The organism is Bacillus sp. AY2-1 (assembly GCF_008368965.1).
GTDB classification, from domain to species: domain Bacteria; phylum Bacillota; class Bacilli; order Bacillales; family Bacillaceae_G; genus Bacillus_A; species Bacillus_A thuringiensis_S.
Genome location: NZ_QPEL01000145.1, coordinates 12,180 through 32,245 on the forward strand (window position 1 = coordinate 12,180; position 20,066 = coordinate 32,245).

Here is a 20,066-nt window from a genome sequence, read left to right on the forward strand (position 1 = left end):
ACGATGGGATACGAACTAAAAAACGCCAATATCAGCTATGTTTCATTAGTTACAAAAGGCGCTAATGGTCGTCAATTCGCCATTATGAAAAGCGAATCTGCTAAACAACCAAATATATCAAAGCAAGTTCCAATCCTTAAAACAGAGGAAGAGAAGCAGCTTGTTACAGGTGTAGTATATGAACCTGATGTAGAAGATTCACACGGGGATAAAATGACTGCAGAAGAAATTGAAAAGGCTGCTTATACCTTTATGGAGAATTACCAACACATTGACAAGCAACATGATGAAATCGCTGGTAAAGGCACAGTTGTTGAAAACTGGATTGCTAAAAGTGATATGACAGTAGGCGAACAAGAAGTACAAGCAGGAACATGGCTTATGACTGTTCGTGTTGATGATGCAGACACCTGGGAAGAAATTAAAAAAGGTGAAGTTACCGGTTTTTCTATGGGTGGATTTGGTGAACGAGTAGAAATCGCCAAGACTGATGATTTTACTCATGAAGATAAAGGTCTTATTCGAAAGATGTTAGATTTCGTTAAAGGTGAAACTCACAAAATCACAAAAGGCGAAGTAAAAGACCGCTTTATTGATGAAAAACAAAAGCGTGATTTACGAGCTGTATTTAATTTGTTTGAAGATGTGTTCTATTGGGAGATTTGGGAAAGTAATCCCGATATCGATCGTATGGTAGCTGCTCTTGATGATATGAAGGACATACTTTCTTCTATTAAAGGTGGTTATACCATTGCGAAATCAGAAGGCAGTGTACAAGCAGAAAGCATTGTTTTAGAAAGTATTAAAAAAGCGGGTAAAGTATTATCCCAAAAGAATCATACAAAATTAGATGAAGCATTAGCTTTAATTACTGAAATAAAAGAAGCTGCTTCACCACAGGAGGAAGATGAAATGAAAGCAGAAGATATTGCAGAGATTGTTAAACAAGCAGTAGAACCACTAGCTACTAAGTTAGAAAAGATTGAAAAGCAGGTGAATGGTGAAGAGGTAGAACCGACGCCAGAAGAGCAAACAGAGGAAGAAAAAGCTGCAGCAGTTATTCAAAAAGTACTAGAACCAATTACAAAGCGACTTGAAAATATCGAAAATGCTGCTTCTATCCGTAAAGGTTTAGATCCAGATGAAGAAGTTACACCAGGACAACAACCAATAAAAAAATCAGTATTCTCAAATTTAAATTTGTAATATAAGGAGGAATAAACAATATGAACAATCAACAATTATTAAATCGTTTATCTAAAATTGAAAAGACAATTACTACAGGTTCAGTTTCTTCTGGTTTATTAAATCCAGAGCAAAGCAAAGAATTCTTTAGAATGGCATTTGACGCAACACCATTCTCTCAATTACATCGAAAAGAGATGCGTAAAGCAAAACAAGGTGTACTTGATAAAGTTGGTATTGGCGGCCGCATTCTACGTAAGAAAACAGAGAATAAAGATGAGGATTACCGTGCAGGTGTTAATACATCAACTATTCCATACAATACAAAAGCACTTCGTCTACCTTGGGAAATTACAGAAGAAACGCTGCGTGAAAATATTGAAGGTGAAGGCTTTGAAGATACTGTAATGACACTTATGTCAACTCAAACAGGTATTGATTTAGAGGATTTACACTGGAATGGTGATGTAGAATCATCTGATCCATTTTTATCAATTAACGATGGCTGGTTGAAGAAGATTCTAAAATCAAAAGAATCGCATATTATTGACCACGCTAAACTAGTAACTGGTACAGGGGAAGAAGCAAAAGCTAATGGATTTGGTAAAGGTTCGATCTTTGCTTTATCTGGTGTAATGCCAAATAAATATAAAAATAGTAACCTACGTTGGATTATGTCACCAAATCGTAGAGAAAAATGGATTGAATATTTAACAAACCGTCCAACTGGAGCGGGAGACGCTGCATTATTAGGAGCTGGCGATCAAGTAAATAAACCAATGGGTTACGGGATTGTTACAGTTCCTTCTTTATCAGATGACATTATTATTCTTGCAGATCCACGTAACTTTATTGCTGTTAACACATATGAAACTCGCATTCGTAAAACAACAGAAGGTAAATCTGCAGTAATGGAAGATAAACGATTCTATGTAATTCACTTTGATGATGATGCTGTAATTCAAGAAATGGATGCAGTAGCAATCCTAACAAATATTCCGGATACGTTTGGAGCTTAATATCCAGGCGTATTTTTTATGGGAACAAACCCTTTGTTATTAGGGTTTTGAATGTATACTTTTTTAATATTTTCTTGTTTTTAATAGAAAACGAGATGGAACCAATAAAACCAATAATACGAATGTAAACTTTCATTGATTAGTTTACATTCGAGAAAGGGGTGCTAATTATGAAAGTAGTTACGCTGCGATATGGTGGTACTTACACCGCTTATGGACAAAAGTTCAAAAATGGCCAAGAAGAAACAGTTGCAAATGATAAAGCTGATTATCTTGTAAGTACTGGACATTTTGAGCTTGTAAAAGAAGTCGATAAGAAGGAGAAAGAAACATAATGGATATTACCATGCAGGACATTAAAGACCGCGTAAATGTGCAGAAAATGCCCGATACGGTTATTCAAGAACTAATAGATTACTATGCGGTTATTGTTAGGAAGTATTTAAGAGTTAAGCCGGAGAATCCAATGAAAGAAGTCATTCAAACAAGCAAACTAGCTTGGCTTTCTTTTCCTGCTGAATCTATAGCAAAAGTCACTCATGTTAGTTCGAAACAAGATATGACCGATTCTATTACTGTAAATGGCCGTATTGTTTATGGTTTATCCGAAAATCAATTGTATGAATTCGAATATAAGATACAAGATTATGATGATCTGCAGGTACTTATGAAGAAATGTATTATTGATTTGGTTGTTTCTGCAGTAGTTCGTGCTAACTTACAACGAAAAGGTATGAAGACATCGGAAAACATTGGGGATTATTCGTACCAGATTAGCCCAGAAACGCTAGATGAACCAGATACAAACAATAAGATACTCAATGGCTTAAAAGGGTTTAGAGCAAGAGTTAAGCCGGTGATGGCTACATGAATACGTACTTCGATGATGGCGATATGGATGATTTATATATTCATGAGGTAGTAGTAAAACGAAAAATGAAAAAGAAACAATCCTCCGGTAATTATGCAGAAGTAGAAGAAGACGTTTATGAGAATATGACTTGTCGTGTAACTACTAATTCTGCTGCTGATAATGAGAGGTTTAAGCGTGATAAACAAAGTTTCGATACAACCTTTAAGATATATGCACCTGCTTCTTACAAAATTAAGCCTAATGATCGAATTCATTTCAAAAGTGAAGAATTAGGCGTTGATTATATGTTTGAAGTAAAAGGCGAACCACGTAATCCTGCATTTATGAATCATCACATTGAGATTTATTGCGAAAAGGTTTGATTATATATGGCAAATTCAGTAGAAATTGAGTACTCAAGTAATATGGAGCAAGTAAAGACGCATATTAACGCTATGTGTGTTGAAAAGGTTACAGCAGCATCTATTCATTTACAAAATCAAGTTAAGAAGAACCTCACAGGCAGCCGTAGCGGTAAGCAATACAAAATACCTCATACGAGTCGTAAATATACTGCTTCTAAACCAGGTGAAGCTCCTGCCGTTCGTACCGGTGATTTATTAAATTCGATTAAATATAATGTCAAACGATCACAATCGGAAGTGTTAGGCGCAGTAGGAAGCGATTTAAAAAAAGCAATTTGGCTTGAAACTGGTACAAGTCATATGGAAGCCCGTCCATTCCTATTAAAAGCGTTTGAAAAAGAACGTAGAGAACTTAAAAGAATGATGGGAGGGTAATAGATGTCTAACGCTATTACAGCTATTAGACTGCTTGTAGAGAACGATGAAATAATAAAAGCTAATCTATCCGAGTATGGTGAAGGCGAGGACAAAGGCCCTGCTCTTTCATTCCAAACTGCACAAGATGATATGGAAATGCCTTATGTAGTTATGAGAATTGAAGCAGATAATCCGGATGATGTTGAAATTATAGATCGTATGATACTGAATTTCGATGTGTATTGTGATAACGGGGATTATGATAAGGCGAAGTTAATTGCTACACGTATTGAGAAGTTACTAGATAGAGAAGTTGGTTTAAAAGATGATGGGATACTTTCTATACATCGAGCCGGTAAACTGCCGGTACCGGATGAAGACCCATCTATCATTCATATAAATGCGAAATTTCTTGTCCGAACCATGCGAACGGACTTGTATTAGGGGGTAGGACAAATGAGCTGGAAATTAATTAATGGTGTCCGTGAAGGGACTACAGATAATTTTGTTATCGGTCCTGGTGTCATGTACAAAGGATTTAAAAGTGTAAAAGAATTAGGTGAACTTGTAGGAGCGACTACAGGCGGAACTAAGGTGGGTTTTGATCGTGAGTATTATGATGCAGATATTGATGGTGTGCTAGGTAAAATGGTGCGCGGTAAGTGGTTATTAAAAGATGAACCGCATGTAGAACTTACATTAGTAGAGTTCACAAAAGAAAACCTGCAGTTAGCTCTACCTGGTATGACGGTAGATAGTACAACTGAAACTGATTACGATATTATGAAACCTTCAAATGATATTCCCGATTCAAACTATCATGATATTGCACTCATTGGTATGATTTCGGGTAGTGAGCTACCAGTCATTTTTGTAATTCGTAATGCAATGGTAGTTTCATCTATTGAAGTTGATCTAAAAGACGGTAAAGGAACGGTTGGTTTGAAATGTAAATTTATCGGTCATTACAGTGAATCTGCACCAACTACACCACCATACGAAATCTATTTACCAAAGAAAAAGAAAGCAACTGTACAAAAAGCACCGGCTACCGCATAAATGGTAGTCGGTTTTCTATTACGTAAAACGAGCTAAATGCTAAAAGGAGAGAATTAAATGAAATCTATTTTAGAAAAAATGATGAATACCGGTACAGAAATTACTATTTTAGGTGAACAAGTGACAATGCGTCGATTAAATGTAACGGACGTTTGGCGATTTGCTAAAATCATTTCTAAAGTTGGACGCCACGCAATAGCTGATTTCGCAGAATTTGGTAAATCTAAAAACGAAATGGATGAATTAACTAAGGCTGCGGAGTCTCTTCCAGAAGAGGAAAAGCAAAAACAATTAGCTGCACTTAAAGAACACAAAAGTCAAAAGGGTCTAGAGTTTGCTTTACGTGTCTTAACAATGATTCCGGCTTGTGAGGATGATTTCACAGAGTTCTTTGCAAGTTTACTAAAAGCTAAGAAAGAGGAATTTTGCCAACTACCTCCCGAAGCAATGGTTTCTGTTATTCAAGGATTACTGGAAAGTGAAGACTTAATGACTTTTTTCAACCAAGTGCAGGGGCTAGTGAAAGTTCAGAGCGAGAAATGGAGTCAATCAGCAGCAGCGCCAATCCTAGCGTAAATGAAGACTCAGATGAATATTTAGAGGAAGCCGAACAAAATGTGTTACGTGCTTTCGACAAGATACAAAAACGGTATGGATGGACAGATGATTATGTCTTATCAATACCGTATTCGCGTTTAATGGACTTGTTTTCTTTAATAGCACGAGAAGAGCAGCAAGAAGAACTAAATGAGTGGAAGAAGATGGCGTTCATTGGCTTTCAAACTCGTCAACTAGAAGAAGGTACTACTTTTAATGATTATCTTCAAGCTTTTGGACTAACTGACACCCAGGACAATAAAGAGTCATCTTATGAAATGGGTGAAGTATGGACGAAAGAAGAGTGTGAAGCGCATGTTGAGCAGATTATGGCCCAATTCCAGGAAGACGACGATGAAGAATAAAATGGTTATCGGCCCCAGAAGGGGGTGCATAAATGTTAGCTGAAATGTTCCAACTGTTCGGAACGATTGGTATTAAAGCAGAAGGCGCTTATAAAGATTTACAACAGTTTGAAGATCGAGTACAAAAGACTGCAAATGGAATGCATGATAAATTCCAAAAGGCAGGGGAATCCATTAGTCATGTAGGTAACAAAATGAAAGATGTTGGTACAAACATGACAACGGGCGTTTCTTTACCTTTAGCTGGTATTGGTGCTGCCGCTGTAAAAGTGGCTTCTGACTTCGATACTTCTCAAAGAAACATCCAATCTTCTTTAGGTCTTACGGAAAAAGGTGCTGAAAACCTTGGTAAAATCGCAAAAGAAACTTGGAAAGATGGATTTGGCCAAAGTATTGAAGAAGTGGATCAGTCTCTTATAAAAGTGTATCAGAATATGAAAGACGTTCCTCACGAAGAATTAGAAGAAGCTACAAAAAGCGCTATGACATTGGGTAAAACATTTGATTCTGATATCAATGAAGTAACTCGTGGTGCAGGGCAGTTAATGAATCAGTTTGGTATTTCTTCAAAGGAAGCATTCGATTTATTTGCTGCTGGTGGACAAGAAGGTTTGAACTATTCAAATGAGATGTTTGATAATGTGGCCGAATATGCGCCATTGTACAAACAAGCCGGCTTCTCTGCTAACGAGATGTTTACCATTATGGCAAACGGAACTCGTGACGGCAGTTATAATCTCGATTACATTAACGATCTCGTAAAAGAGTTCGGTATTCGTGTGCAAGATGGTTCTAAAGGCGTATCTGATGCCTTTGCAGAAATGAGTCCAGCAACTCAAAAGGTTTGGGACAATTTCAATAAAGGTAAAGGAACTTCTGCGGATGTATTTAATGCCGTTTTAGGTGATTTAGGTAAGATGGACGATAAAGTAAAAGCAAACCAACTTGGAGTTGCTGTATTCGGTAGATGATAAATTGTGCCGAAATAAAATCGCGGTATAAAGCAAAGAGGGTGCGAATCCTAATTTGAACCGAAGGATATACAAAGTATAGCCAGGGGCAGAGCATAGAAGGTGAAAAGATATAATCCTTCCACGAGACCGCGACACTTATTAGTGAAAACGTATGCCGAACTTACAGGAAATGAACTGTAAGAAGTAGAGGATAAAAAGCCTTTACGATAACACAATTGACAAAGTGGGAAGACATGGGTGCTCAAGCTGTCTTAGGTCTTAATAATGCAAATGGTGCGTTAGGCGATGTCGAGGGCACAATGGGAAAAATGCAGAAGACGCAGCAAGAAGCTTTTGGTGTTCGTTGGCAAAAGTTAATGCGTACTACAATGGCATCTTTAGAACCATTAGGACAAGCTATTTTAGATATTGCAGAAGTAGCACTTCCTCCAATTATTAAAACAGTAGAGGTTGTTGCAAAGGCATTTAGTTCTATGCCTAAGCCAATTCAAATTGGTATTGTAGCAATTTTAGGTATGGTTGCTGTATTAGGGCCGTTAATTGCCATGATGGGCTTTATGACAAGTGGAGTAGGTGCATTTGTTGGCTCGTTTAGATTCTTGGTACCAGTATTAACAAAAGTACCGATGCTATTTACAGGCATTCTTAAAGTCGGTCCTAAACTTATTGGTATGTTTGGTGGAATCGGGAAAGCTCTAGCGCTGTTGGGCAGATCCATGATGACCTTACTGATGAATCCTTGGACAATTGCCATACTAGCAATTGTAGGATTAGTATATCTAATTTATAAAAACTGGGATGACATCGTAAAATACACCAAGAAAGCAGTTAAATGGATTGGTGATGCCTGCTCTAAGGCTTGGAACGCAACCGTAAAAGGTGCGAAATCTGCTTGGAATGGTTTAGGTAAGTTCTTCTCTGGATTCTGGGAAGGTACGAAAAAAATATTCAGTTCTGCAATGTCATTCATAGGTAAAATATTTTCTAAAGCTTGGGATGGTTATGTAAAAGTAGTTAAATTTTATTTTAGCTTAATGAAAAATATAATTGAATTCGGTTGGAATGCCATAAAATTCATTTTCAAATTTGCCTTAGATGGATTAAAAAAAATTGTAGACGGTACATGGAAGTTCATTAAGAATAGTGTCCAAAAAGCAGTTAACACCTGGAAGAAAATCTTTACTACTGGATGGAATGCTATTAAGAGAATTTTCTCTATGGCTTTAGCAATAATAAAGCAGTACGTAAAAACCGAATTCGAAAAAATGAAAAATACAATATCCAGTGTTTTTAACACGATTAAGGAAATTGTAAAAAAAGCCTGGGACTCAATTAAATCAACCTTTACTACAGTATTAAAATTCTTAAAAGATTTTGTGAAATCTTCTTGGGAATCTATTAAAGATACAATTTCTAGCGTTATGAACACAATTAAAAATGTGATTCAATCAGCTTGGAATTTTATAAAGTTTACAATCATTAATGCAGTTCGTGAATTTGTTGGGTTTGTAATTAATAATTTCAACAAATTATATAACACAATAACAGATGTTGTGGGCGGTATAAAAGAATTTATTGTTAGTAACTTTAAAACTATAAAGAAAGCAATCACTGGTGCATTTACAGGGGTTGTAGATACTGTAAAAGATGTATTTAGTAAAGTAGGTTCCATAGTAAAAAATGTAGCAAAAGATGCAGTTAGCTGGGGAAAAGATATTATCGCAGGTATCGGTGAAGGTATGTCCGGTATGGCAGATTGGCTTATAAAAAAAGCTAAAGGAGTAGTTTCGGGAATACCTAAAGCCGTATTAAAGTTCTTTGGTATCCGAAGCCCATCCCGGTTAATGATGGAATACGGGGGCTATATTACAGAAGGTCTTGGTGTAGGGATGGAAAAAATGATTCCTGCAGTAGACAAAGCTTCTGAACTATTAAATAAAGCTGTCGTTCCACCTAAACCAATGAAACTAGTAACCGATGTATCTAATCAAATTGGACAAATGGGCGCTCGCTCTGCTGATCTAATCGGTAAAACTGCACATCCATTTGCTGGACAAACCCACGTTGAGAAGAAAACGGATAATGGCGTATCAATTCAAAATGCTACATTTAAAGTCTCCGTTGAAAAGCTACAATCTGCAGACGACTTTGTAAAAATGAGAAAGCTGCTACAAAACGTAGTTGCTGATGATCTAATGGGAATGGCGGTGCGAAATGTATGAGTATATTAAAAACATTGCATAGAAGAGCTGGTTCATATCACCTCTTATGGGATGCCACAGAATTAAAAAGTACAATTAAATATACTATTAATTTTTCATGGCCTGGGACATATAACTTTTCTTTTATGTCCCAAGTTCCGATTGGTTCTGATGGTATGTTACCGGATAAACACTTTATTGTTCGGATAAATGGTATTGAAAAATTTAGAGCAAGAGGTGCCTATGCCTGGGAATCCAGAGAAATCTTTGTTGGTGCAGGACCACAAACAATTGAATTCACAACAAGCGGTTATGGTGGTGCAGATGTAGCTTATATACGTGACGTCCATTATTACGCTTTTGGATTCGTCCCAAACATTGCAATGATTGAGCAAACAAAATTACCGAAATCACTAGATGGCTTAAAAACTTATAATGTCATGCATGGATATCCACGTTCCCAAAGCGCTGGTAACAAAGGATGTGAAGTAGAATTCACTTTACTATTCAACGATATCAGTTATTGGCGTGATTTCATGAGGGAAATATACCGCCCTCATATTATTACTGGCGATTATGGTACCTACGGGGGTATAATACCACCGAATGAAGTAGATGCAATACGAAAAGGAACGCTAGTCATAGCAAAATGTAAATTAATATCTATGTCACAAGCAGGAATAGGAGTTGATGGAATGTGAGAGAAGGTTCTATTTCTTTAATTAGAATGTTGGGGAGCTATTTCCAAGTGGGGAATAACTCCCCTAATTTAATTGTTTATATGAAAAGAAGAGACTCTTCTTCTTACGTCCAAATACAACATCGTGTAACGGGCCTAGAAGTACAAGAGAACGCAGACCAGTTTGCTAGTACATTTACTATTACCTTTGCAAATGAATACGGCCAAATGGCTCCTGATAACTGGTATGGTAAGTTCTCTTCTATTTCAGAATGGTTTTATAACAGTGAGGTAACAAATACAAACCAGCTATATCCGCAGACTGAATTTAAGGTGTCTATTGGCTACGGTGAGGAAGCATTACCTTATATACATGGTTTTGTATCTGATGTGAAGGTAAATGCCGAAAGCGGCACGATTTCAGTTACCTGCACTACATCCTATAAGAAGGTTTTACATAAATCAGTAATCCCAACACCTGGATCAGATGAAATTGTTGCACCTACCGGTAATGTCTATGATGTTGTGAAGTTCTTCTTTCAAAAAGCTGGGGTTGTTCTACATGGTAACAGAGTAAATATTCCTGGAACCAATCAAAGCTGGATTGTGGAAGGAGCAACCGGTAAGAGATTTCAAAAATGGGATGAAATTGTTCGCGATATTATAGATACAACATTCCACTATATTAAACACGAACCAGACGGAAGTTGTACATTTATGAAAATGCCAGACTACGCAATTAATGAACCTGCAAAGTTTAGTTTTAGAGAAGGGGAAAACCTTATCTCTTTAGATATGCAGCTAACTGACCAGGATATAAGTAACAGTATTGTTGTTAAATGTGGAGATTACGCAAACGGATTTCTTAATTCGTTTCTATTAAAAAATGTATCGCAGGGTGATTTACGAGAGGAAATGATAGAAGTACCCTGGGCAACAACATTCTTTGCAAGAAGAGCGGTTGCTGCAGCTTATCATTTAAAGGCAATTCAGAAGTTCAGAACATTAACAGTAGCAGTAGTTGGTGATCCAAGGATTCAATTATTTGATGTTATTTCTGTTTACAATAGAGATTCTGGTCAACAGTGGAATTACTTTGTTAAAGGGATTAATACAATGATCTCTGCAGATGATGGATTCTATCAAACTTTAGATTTAACTGTTAACTATGGGTATGAACCTGCTCCCTATACAGATATAACCGGTATTACAGTAAATGTAGATACATTACGTTTAAAACTTTGGGATTGGGATTTAGAGGATGGCGATTTATTAAATATTTACTGTAATGATAAATTAATCGAAGAGAATTATTTCATCCGGAACAATCCGACATATGTAGATATTCCACTTGAATATGGCGTGAATATTATCGTATTTGAAGCAGTACGAAACCCAAAAGGGATTCTTACAGGACGTTTGCAAGTACTGGATACGCAGAATAATATCTTATTTGATTATGGTTCTTTACCAGATTTATCATTTCCTCGGGTAAATCAAGATGCAAATCACTATTATATCCAGCGTCCAGCCAAAACATGGTCTGTTACGCGCGTGAACTAGGGGTGATTCTATGATAATGCAAAAAAACTTATATGATCCAATCATGTATTTGATGAAAGGATTAATTGATAGACAAATATATACCGGTGGTAAGCCAATGCCTGGGAACGACCCAAATGACGTATTTAAAGAAGGCATGACCGAAGGATATACACTTATTCGTGATGGTGCTCGTTTATCTGCAGTTGATGGAGATAAATATCTGCACTATGACTTAGCCTTTAATGCACACGGTATGCTAGAAAAGGTTCTTGTCTCTCATAAAGTAACCGGAAAAGAGATGGAGATACAATTAATATACAATGCACAAAAACAATTAGAGCGTGTGCAGCCGAGACTTCTTAATAAAGGTAACGGTATACTATCTGATTTACCAATTCCCGATGTGTCGTAATGATGCACGGGAATTTTTTAATACACGAAAAAGGGTGATTGCTCTTGTTTGAAACAACCTATTTAGCCGGTGGCCGATTAGATCCACCTTTTCATCCGACTAAAACAGAACCATTCATACCTGGTTTCATTATGGATTCCACATCATTTAAAACGGATGAAGTGAAATATACATTACCTGCAGATATGGAGATTTACGCAATTAGTGTTAGTTCTTCCATTTACGAATTAGATGATAAATGGGATTTAATCGTAAACGGGCAAACCGTTTGCCAAGATATTTATACAAAGCGGCTTCCGGAAGGGATGCACTTTATGGTTTATAAAGCAGTTAAAGCAGGAGACACAATTGTATTTCGATTCCATAACCAAGGAATTCTTGATAAAACAGTTTGGTTTGAATTGCACTTTTTAAGATAAGGGGGCGCATTGATGAGTTTTGCTGTTACCTATATGGCTGGTGGAAGATTCGACGCACCTTACTTCCCAACAAAAACAGAGCCATTTATACAAGGGCGAAGAGTTGGTATACATGATGAAATTCATGTAGATAAGTTTTCATTACCATTCGAAACAGAAATGATTGCTTTTTCTGTAGCTGCTTCACATTACAGTGACTCGGACTACTGGAATTTATTTATTAATGGCCAACAAGTATTTAAAGAGGTTTATGTAAAAGATGTGCCGGAGGGATTTAATTTCTCCATTGTAAAACCTATACCTGCTAATGCAGAACTAAAGTTTGAATACCACAATGCATCTGCAGAGAAAAAAGCTATATGGCTTAATTACCAACTATTAAGAGATTAGGAGCGTGAAATAGATGGCATACGTTGAAAAAATGTATACAGAAGGCGAATTCCAAGACGAAATTGTTAAATTGGTAATCGCTAACGGATGGAAGAAAGTAAAATCGTTTTTCAGAGCCGTTTATCCGGATTTAGATATAAAATCCGACGATGATACAAAATTTGAATTCGGCATGAGTAAGCACATGCTAGTAAAGAACAATAGCGGTTCTATTTATGGAATTGCTCAAATTTCAAAATGGTCACTTAAAAAGTCAGAGATTAAATACAACTTCACAAATGAAGAAGGAAAGAAAGCTTTTGCCGAAGACGGTAAAAAACGTCTAGAAAGCGGTAGGGATCGTTCTTGTTTTTATGTTTACATGATTGAAAAAGAACCAAGTGTTGCTGAAGAAGGTGTACTTATTCTTCCTTATGAATCTAATAAATTTGAAAAAATATTATTAGATGTGGAATTAACTAAGATAGGAATTACTCTAAAGACAAATCCAAGTGGTGGCGGTATATATAAAGTTTACTCTTACGATGAAGCAGAGACACAAGTCATGATGTCCCCTTGGGTGAAAGTAACATTACGGAATACGAATTTACAAGGTATCGATGCTCAAACAAATTGGTGGCCGGATTCATTGGTTCGAATTAATGGCCAAGTTGATGAAAGCCGTGTTGTTTTATTAATACAAGCCGATAATACGCCAGCCTTTGAAAACAATGTGGTTCCAGTTACACCGCTTTATATGGGCCAATTAGAAAGTTACGCTAACGATGATACATTAGGTGACGCTTTATGGGCGGGAACCGCATTTGATACAGGTAATGAAGATGCATCACATAAATTCGATTTTAACGACCCGAAACCATATAGAAATGTAGAGTCCTATATGCCTGTTATGAAATCTTATCCACGTTCTCCTGGTAACGGTATTGATAACGTAATAATTAAACGTTCACGATTAGGAGCAAGGTACCAGGCTCATTTTATTGCTTGGAATGTAGCACCTAATGCAATGCCACCAGATCGCGTTGGTAAAGATGGCGGTCAATATTCACTAGCATGGCAATCACAAGATAATGACGAATACAAATATCAATTTAACCCGTCTGTTTATAGCAATAAAGTACATACTTCTCGTGCTTATATTGTTCATCCAGATGAAGGTGTACGTGGATATTTACCTTATATGATCTTATTGTCTCCGTTAGGTCTATTAAATGGCGATAGATTAAAAGTTAGAAAGAATACTTGCCCGGATTCACACGACATTTACAAATTCTTTAATGTAGATGCTATTTCACCAATTACAAAAAGACCTTCTACGGCGTATCGTCCTGCTGGATTAGGTATTTTTGAGAAAACAGTATAAAGGAGTGTACATATATGTGGTTTGATAAAGTCGTATATTTACAAACATTACCGCAAGAATTAGAAAAACTATTTGCTGATAACGGTTGGAAACGAACGCTATTTTTCCAAATTAAGAGCGGCATTTCAAAATTTATTGATGTAAGGTTGTTTGAATCGTTAGGAAGCGATGGAGAACGTAGAAGATTCGGCATAGCAAATGCGTATGACACTGCTGATTCTGATTTCACTGATAGCCGGTTTATTTCTGCAGATTCTCCACTAGGTAAATTAGGGATGGGGGATGGAGTGAAGAAAGACTTCTCTATCCCTGTTTCTCCTGTTCTTGGCCCTTCTGTCATTGTATATGTAAATGGGTTTGAACAAGAGAAGAGTAAATATAAGGTGGATGCAACTACAGGAAAAGTAACATTTACTACCGCTATTGCAAAAGGCGATAAAGTAACATGCGAATATAGATTAGCTACCAACACATACGAGCCAAACAATGACATGCTGCTATTTACTTTCAATCGATACTTTATTGAAAAAGAGATCCTTTCCGGTGATAAATTAGGGGAATTAGGAAAAGGAAATGGAACGAAAAAGAACTTCACATTGCCATTCCCTAACTTTGACGAAAGTAGGACCGTAGTTTACAAGGATAATACTATTGTTGATCCTAGCGAGTATTCGTTCACTGAAACGGAAATTGTATTTAAAACCGCACCTGCAGCAGATACAACAATTAAGATTAGCGGTATTTATTTCTTATTACCAAAAGAAGACGGAACACTGGATACATTAACAGCAAAAACAAGTTTCGATGTACAAAAGATGGAAAGTATTATGGGCGAAGTATATTCTACGATTAATTTTGTGAACCCATCCCCTTATACATCAATTAGTTTTACACCGGAGCAGCGTTTCTCTAAAGAATTAAATCGCGACTCTGTTGTTTATCTGTATGGGAACGCAAACAAGGACCGCTTAATTATGTTTATGCGTGTAGATCCAACACCAAATCCAGTTCGTGCATTATTCGTTCCGTTGTATATCGGAAAATTATATACATTCGATGTTGCACCAAGAAAAAACATGATTATTTTAAGCGGCTGCAGACCAGGCGACCAATTTGTATATTCACCAAATAAGAAAATTGGTAATGCGCCACTTGATTACGGTTCTGATACATCAAACGGAAACGAAACGGTTCAATTATCACAATCAAGTACAGGAGCCATGTACCAGCATCATTATTTAGCTTTCATTACTCATGATATGTCAGTAGATAGTGGACAAGGACGCTTTAATCCATCGGTTTATAGTGGTAAATATCATTTATCTCAAATTTATATTGTGCATCCAAATGATGGCTATGTTGGAAAGCTGGATGATGTATATGCAGTACATCCGAAGAACATCCAACAAGCCGATGAGCTAGAAATTGAAAAAACAGTTGTAGATGAAGTACTTGGACAAGGTGACGGACACCGTAAAGTATTTCATTTAGAACATAAGCCAAAGGGCGAAACGTTAAGATTATTCATTTCATGTAAAGAAGTAGAAAAAACAGATTATGTATACAATGCAGAAGATAAGACCGTTACATTTAACGAAGCACCGGTTATTGGTTCTGAAATCACAGGCGCTTATGAAATGGCTCAATTATATCGTTACACATTACCGACAACGCCCGTTTGTCCTATGACACAAGCGAAAGCAACACCATTTAATCCAATTGGTTTAGCAATCTACAAAGAAGATATTTAAGCATAAGGGGGTAGCAGAAGAATGAGTGAAAAAGTTTATTCTATTGCTTTCCCTTCTATATGTACCAAAGAAAAAAGTCATGTTGTTGTAGTTGGTTCCGGACCAGATCAGAATGAAAAAGTTTATTCTTTTTCTATTACACCAGCAAATACAGAAAACAAAAATGATGTTGATTATCCAATTTGCATTGCTCCTTATGCGAGATATAAGGCTGTTAAAGAAGATAACACAGGAGTAACCGCCACAAAAGTAAGAGCAAAAGGGATTTTAACAGATGTTGTAGAGAATGCATTGCGACAAATAGAGGTAGAAGCCTACATTTCAAATACAACTGATATTGATTTAAATCGAAATATAAATGTGGCCAACATTGAAATGCAGCATTCGCAACGAATGGACAGTATTTCTGTTCAACTAATTTCTGCAGAAGCATCGCAACAACATAGACGAATTTTCGATATAAACCATATCGAAGGGGTAGAGAGCGAAAAACCAAACGAGATAGAGGCAATGGTACACGCTTCTGATGAAACAGATCTTATAACGAATGAATATGAAGCTGCACCGATCATACAGCAGGATTTACTAAAAGGTAAGTTACGTGAATTCGCTGCAGGTGTGGAAGTATTACCAGAATGGGTAAATGTTGCGCGTATTGTATACGGTGAAGGTTTTTATAATGACCTTATGGCCGACAGAGTTACAACGGATTATGAAGCTGTATCAATGCATAATGAAACAAGCGAGATTGTTACCAGGGAGCTAAAAGCTACACATGCAGAAGTTACTTTATCTACTGCAGTTCCGAATTTATTACCTGTATCCATTGTCGAAAATGAAACTGGTGATATACAGCAAAAAGAAATACTTCTTCATGCTCCGGCACAATTCGAATTTGGTGCAAAAGAGCGAGAAGTTAAAGGGATTATAGAAGAATTTGATTTGTTCAATGGTATGGGTATACCGGTTTATCTTCCGGATTATGATTTATTTGCTCGTATGCAAAGAGACATTGAAACATCTATTGCTGCACAATATGAATCGAACCGCTTAGAAGAAATAGAAAGCGTGAACCTGCTCCCTTATGAAAATATAGAAAGCGCGTATTTAATTCGTGATATAGATGTAGAGCAAATTAACCTGGACCACTCTATTCGAACAAAGGAACTTGCTGCAGATGTTATTGCAAGTAATGAAGTAAGCAAGAAAATAAATGTATTTGATACTGAAAGAAATGAATCTGCATCATTTACAAGAACAAAAGCACAGTATGCGAATGTAGATACAACACACGCATTTGAACGTATCGTAGAAACACTTGATTCTGTTTATGCCGATCAACAAGAATTCGCAACTAAAGAAAATGTATTTACTGCAGCTATAGAGGTAGGACAAGAAGTTAAAAATGCTTCACGGGTATTATCTGTTAAAGATATTTCCGGAACTGATGATGCGAATAAATCGCAAAACATATTCGTGATACAGACAATTGTCGCAGAAGAAGCAGAGAGGTTACACGAAATAAATGCCGGTATTTCTACTGCAGGTTATTCTCATCGTATATTAAAAGCATTACAAGGCGTATCGCCAGACGTTACTTTTGCAGAAGTGAAAAATGAGTTGCAAGCAACTGTAGGTGAACTGGATCAAGCAGATAAAGAAGATACTGCAGTACTTACACATGTAGATGCAATTTCTTCATTCGGATTAAAAGAACGCGTACTTATTACCGATGTAAATACTGATGAAGTTGCCAATAAAACAGAAAAAGAATTTCAAGCTAGCATAGAAGAGTTTGATTTATTTGAGGGCCTTGGTATTCCCGTATATCTTCCAGAATTCGATTTGTTCGGCCGTGTTCAAAAAGAACTAGAAACACGTATTGCCTTACTAAATGATTCATCTAAATTATTAAATGTGATGCAAATGAATCTAGATCAAACAATTGAATCTGAAAAAGCAATGAAAGAACATACAACTGCAGTAATTGAAGAAGTAGCTTCTGACATCGTTCTAGTTATTTTAGATGCTGAACACATATCATTAGACGTTTCTTATAAACAGGATACACAGCAAGCTCTTATTACAGAGCAAGAAGCTTTTACTGGTATACGTGAATTTGAGGGCGGAATTATTTCTGATATAACACCAGCTGATAAAGAAGTTATAACAACAGATACAAATGTAATTGAAACTGTAGATGCAGCAAGGGAATCTGAACGATATGCAATCGTTAGTGAATATGAATTATTAGAGCGACAGACTAGCATAGAAGCTGTAAATAATGAAGCAGATACATTTTATAGAGAATATGAATTAGAAAGCGTTACAGAGGAATATGAACGATTTGAACGCACACCAGAACGAGAATCAATTCTAGAGAATAATGAACTATTCAAAATGGAAAGAGTACTAGATACAGAAAAACCAGATGAATTAATAGTTATCGAAAAAGAAAATGATGATCCAAAGTTATGGCTGCGACATAGCCGTCAATCTTGGTGGACAAATTCAAATTGGAAGAAAACAAGATAAAGAGAAGGTGATGGTATGGCGTATATAGGACAAGTACTCAAAAATCCCGAAAGTGGTTGGATAAGAAAAAATTGTCAACCAGCTAATATAGAGACTTTTTTTAAGGGGGTTAACCTTAATGGTTCGAAAGGCTGGTTCGCTGTGGGTAGTGACGAAAATGCAGAAACAGGAAATGCATGGTACGCGACCTCTGAAGTACCTTCTTCAGTGTTATCTTTTACATTCTTTGGTTCAGGATTTCGTATTATTACGGGACATGACGAGGTACCAAAAAGCTCATTTCTTTTGGTTACGGTTGATGGAAGTTCTAGAACCGTTAACCTTTCTGCTCATACATCAAAGTTTACAGTAGTTTATGAAGATTTAAATTTACAAAATAAGGAGCATACAGTGGCAATACGTGCAACTGGAAGTAATACAGGCAGATTTACTTTTCTATATGCAATAGACTATTTAAATTTAGAATTGGAAAAAAAATCTAAGGTCTCACTATACGAAAAGGAAAGTGGAAAAATCTTTGTAAATGATTTTGATACCATAAATCCAAAATGGCTTATGTCGCCATCAAATGCATTTAACAATGCTGTAAAAAAAGGATTCTTACGTATGAATCATTCTGCAGATAAAGACGTTATGCTTTTAATCGATAAACCACAAAGTAACTTTGCAATCCAAGTTATTGCGGATTATGCTCCTACAAAAGAAGGAGATGAAGGTGGCTTACTGATTTATCAAAATGAAAAGAATAAAGTAGAGTTCCTTGAATCCTATTCTGCTAATGGTTCACAAAGCAATAAAGAGTGGATGGCATTATGCAAGGAAGATCAATGGGACTTTTACACAAAGACAGATAAATTTTTTGATTATGTGGATAACGATTCATTAGCAGCAAAAAGAATTGGTGTTGTTTTAAAAAGAGGAACTGCAGAGGGATTTGTACCGCTAGACATCAATAAAATTATTATGACAACAAGCAATATGTTACGTCTGCGCCAACTATATGAAAATTATAAGGTTGTATTAAAAGATACTGCAGATAATATCCTGTCTACTAACATTGTAGCTGCAGCTCATACAGGCATTGATATTCTACTTCCTTCTTTAGAGTTTGAGGGAATCATAGAAATATATGATGAGGAAAACGAACTAATAGCAAAGAAACAAGCTACCTTTTACGGCGGGGATATGTATTGTATGGGTTCATCCCTGCAAATCGAAATGAATAGCGAAGAATTAAATACAACGGTTCCAACAAACTTAGGTTACATGGTGAATAATGAGCGTATTGTAAAAATGACAATCGTAAATGATAACATCGGTGCTGCTACAAATATAAAACTATCCATTCAACAGTACATGGAGAAAGTTGGTTACACCTGGGCGCTTATTTCGTTAGATGGGACAAGCTATTTAAATGAAATACAGATTGATTCAGTAGCCGCACAAAGTACGCGTGATTTTTGGGTAAAGGTTGTTAAGGATACAAATTTCCTAGCATTCGAACCAATTTATTTTAATATTAATCTAAAACATAATTGAGGTGAATACATTATGGGAACTGTAATGAAATTATATAGATATACATCGGAAAGTGAGATTACACCATCAATCCTTATTGAGAGGAATATACAAATTACAATTGAACCAGGAAAAACTCTATATGCTCCACTAGATGTAGGTTGTAACAAATACGATATTCGCACGATTCAAGTTACAAATGATTCAAATGTTGAAGCAATGTTATTTATGTACGATCAAAAAGAGAATGGGAATCAGATATATAAAAGCTTATCTGAAAAAAGAACGTATGATATTTTATCCATTCCTTGCGAGGATAAAGATCATACAAACAAGGTCCATCTTTATATAGAAAATAGGGGCGTAGCAAACTCTACTTTTAATGTTTCTATGAAAGCGATACGTTTAAGTTAAGGAGG

The 20,066-nt window shown here is 36.3% G+C and carries 21 protein-coding genes and 1 pseudogene; all 22 read left to right on the forward strand.

Features of this window, described 5'->3' with window-relative positions:
• Nucleotides 1–3 precede the first annotated feature (3 nt).
• The 22 genes and pseudogenes from DN403_RS25675 (at nt 4) to DN403_RS25780 (ending at nt 20,061) form a co-directional block, all read left to right on the forward strand.
• Complete coding sequence (locus DN403_RS25675) at nt 4–1,206, forward strand: XkdF-like putative serine protease domain-containing protein (RefSeq protein ID WP_098616721.1); 1,203 nt, start codon at nt 4–6, stop codon at nt 1,204–1,206.
• A 20-nt stretch (nt 1,207–1,226) separates the two neighbouring features.
• Nucleotides 1,227–2,204, forward strand: a complete 978-nt coding sequence (locus tag DN403_RS25680; RefSeq protein ID WP_001064747.1) for a hypothetical protein — start codon at nt 1,227–1,229, stop codon at nt 2,202–2,204.
• 170 nt (nt 2,205–2,374) lie between these two features.
• The gene (locus DN403_RS25685) at nt 2,375–2,539 is read left to right on the forward strand and encodes a YqbF domain-containing protein (protein WP_000869887.1); all 165 of its coding nucleotides are present in this window, start codon (nt 2,375–2,377) and stop codon (nt 2,537–2,539) included.
• Nucleotides 2,539–3,075 (forward strand): hypothetical protein, encoded by a 537-nt coding sequence (locus DN403_RS25690; RefSeq protein WP_098616723.1) that lies wholly within the window; start codon nt 2,539–2,541, stop codon nt 3,073–3,075. Before DN403_RS25685 ends, DN403_RS25690 begins: the two co-directional genes overlap by 1 nt.
• Entirely contained in the window at nt 3,072–3,440 is a 369-nt protein-coding gene (locus tag DN403_RS25695; RefSeq protein ID WP_149185868.1) for a hypothetical protein, read from the forward strand. The genes DN403_RS25690 and DN403_RS25695 overlap by 4 nt, the downstream gene beginning before the upstream one ends.
• 6 nt (nt 3,441–3,446) lie before the next feature.
• Nucleotides 3,447–3,857, forward strand: a complete 411-nt coding sequence (locus DN403_RS25700; protein WP_000024034.1) for an HK97-gp10 family putative phage morphogenesis protein — start codon at nt 3,447–3,449, stop codon at nt 3,855–3,857.
• Between the two features lie 3 nt (nt 3,858–3,860).
• Nucleotides 3,861–4,283 (forward strand): hypothetical protein, encoded by a 423-nt coding sequence (locus DN403_RS25705; RefSeq protein ID WP_149185869.1) that lies wholly within the window; start codon nt 3,861–3,863, stop codon nt 4,281–4,283.
• A gap of 12 nt (nt 4,284–4,295) precedes the next feature.
• Nucleotides 4,296–4,898 carry a hypothetical protein gene (locus tag DN403_RS25710; RefSeq protein ID WP_000118571.1) on the forward strand — a complete coding sequence of 201 codons (603 nt, stop codon included), beginning with the start codon at nt 4,296–4,298 and terminating at the stop codon, nt 4,896–4,898.
• A 57-nt stretch (nt 4,899–4,955) separates the two neighbouring features.
• Nucleotides 4,956–5,474, forward strand: coding sequence for a hypothetical protein (locus tag DN403_RS25715; RefSeq protein WP_149185870.1), 519 nt, complete (start codon nt 4,956–4,958; stop codon nt 5,472–5,474).
• Nucleotides 5,438–5,860, forward strand: a complete 423-nt coding sequence (locus tag DN403_RS25720; RefSeq protein WP_149185871.1) for a hypothetical protein — start codon at nt 5,438–5,440, stop codon at nt 5,858–5,860. The genes DN403_RS25715 and DN403_RS25720 overlap by 37 nt, the downstream gene beginning before the upstream one ends.
• Nucleotides 5,861–5,892: 32 nt before the next feature.
• Nucleotides 5,893–6,825: pseudogene (locus tag DN403_RS25725) on the forward strand (phage tail tape measure protein); the annotation flags it as partial.
• Nucleotides 6,826–7,049: 224 nt separating this feature from the next.
• Nucleotides 7,050–9,056, forward strand: coding sequence for a phage tail protein (locus DN403_RS25730; RefSeq protein ID WP_149185872.1), 2,007 nt, complete (start codon nt 7,050–7,052; stop codon nt 9,054–9,056).
• Nucleotides 9,053–9,736 carry a hypothetical protein gene (locus DN403_RS25735; protein WP_149185873.1) on the forward strand — a complete coding sequence of 228 codons (684 nt, stop codon included), beginning with the start codon at nt 9,053–9,055 and terminating at the stop codon, nt 9,734–9,736. Before DN403_RS25730 ends, DN403_RS25735 begins: the two co-directional genes overlap by 4 nt.
• Nucleotides 9,733–11,277, forward strand: a complete 1,545-nt coding sequence (locus DN403_RS25740; protein ID WP_062804516.1) for a hypothetical protein — start codon at nt 9,733–9,735, stop codon at nt 11,275–11,277. Before DN403_RS25735 ends, DN403_RS25740 begins: the two co-directional genes overlap by 4 nt.
• 10 nt (nt 11,278–11,287) lie before the next feature.
• Entirely contained in the window at nt 11,288–11,671 is a 384-nt protein-coding gene (locus DN403_RS25745; protein WP_000605844.1) for a hypothetical protein, read from the forward strand.
• A gap of 44 nt (nt 11,672–11,715) precedes the next feature.
• Complete coding sequence (locus tag DN403_RS25750) at nt 11,716–12,090, forward strand: hypothetical protein (RefSeq protein ID WP_000464284.1); 375 nt, start codon at nt 11,716–11,718, stop codon at nt 12,088–12,090.
• Nucleotides 12,091–12,102: 12 nt separating this feature from the next.
• Nucleotides 12,103–12,480 carry a hypothetical protein gene (locus DN403_RS25755; RefSeq protein WP_000006649.1) on the forward strand — a complete coding sequence of 126 codons (378 nt, stop codon included), beginning with the start codon at nt 12,103–12,105 and terminating at the stop codon, nt 12,478–12,480.
• Between the two features lie 13 nt (nt 12,481–12,493).
• Nucleotides 12,494–13,843 carry a hypothetical protein gene (locus tag DN403_RS25760; RefSeq protein WP_149185874.1) on the forward strand — a complete coding sequence of 450 codons (1,350 nt, stop codon included), beginning with the start codon at nt 12,494–12,496 and terminating at the stop codon, nt 13,841–13,843.
• 14 nt (nt 13,844–13,857) lie between these two features.
• Nucleotides 13,858–15,594, forward strand: a complete 1,737-nt coding sequence (locus DN403_RS25765) for a hypothetical protein (RefSeq protein WP_000264174.1) — start codon at nt 13,858–13,860, stop codon at nt 15,592–15,594.
• A gap of 21 nt (nt 15,595–15,615) precedes the next feature.
• On the forward strand, nt 15,616–18,129 hold the full coding sequence (locus tag DN403_RS25770) for a hypothetical protein (protein ID WP_149185875.1): 2,514 nt from the start codon (nt 15,616–15,618) through the stop codon (nt 18,127–18,129).
• Nucleotides 18,130–18,144: 15 nt separating this feature from the next.
• Nucleotides 18,145–19,668, forward strand: a complete 1,524-nt coding sequence (locus DN403_RS25775; RefSeq protein WP_149185876.1) for a hypothetical protein — start codon at nt 18,145–18,147, stop codon at nt 19,666–19,668.
• Between the two features lie 12 nt (nt 19,669–19,680).
• On the forward strand, nt 19,681–20,061 hold the full coding sequence (locus DN403_RS25780) for a DUF1998 domain-containing protein (RefSeq protein ID WP_087875299.1): 381 nt from the start codon (nt 19,681–19,683) through the stop codon (nt 20,059–20,061).
• Nucleotides 20,062–20,066 lie beyond the last annotated feature (5 nt).